Raw genomic sequence first — 377 nt, 5'->3', positions numbered from 1 at the left:
CGCCAATGCCATGACATATCAACACTGTGGCAATCAAACTGATACGGATCCGCATCGTCAATTTGGCACAGGGCCTCGACCTCGGGTGTCCATTGGGGAATTTTACTGGTTTGAAAAGAGAACCAACGAGCAGGGGTATACAGTATATGAAAGGGAAAAAGCAAAATTGACCCAAAACCGCCTACGCGCATATTGAACATGCGAAAACCAAGGCCAAGCGACTCTTTTTTCTCATTGATGGGTAAAAACCAGTGGGTGATTTCGGCGACCTCTTTCACCCCTTTTTTATCCTCCATATAGCGGCGAACAAACTCCCAAAAACGCAACACCTCCTCTTTATAGAGGGAGCACATGCTGACGCTGAATGTGTCAACCAC

At 46.9% G+C, this 377-nt stretch carries 1 protein-coding gene; it reads right to left on the bottom strand.

Annotation, left to right across the window (positions count from 1 at the left end; translation table 11 throughout):
* Window positions 1-377: DUF6708 domain-containing protein (locus AC4IFT_RS22405; protein ID WP_490752937.1), on the bottom strand; the 377-nt coding region annotated here is incomplete at both ends.

The sequence above is a fragment of the Providencia sp. UF-183 genome, from assembly GCF_058246155.1.
Note: the sequence above shows the minus strand (reverse complement) of the source record. Positions and strands in the feature narration are given on the sequence as shown.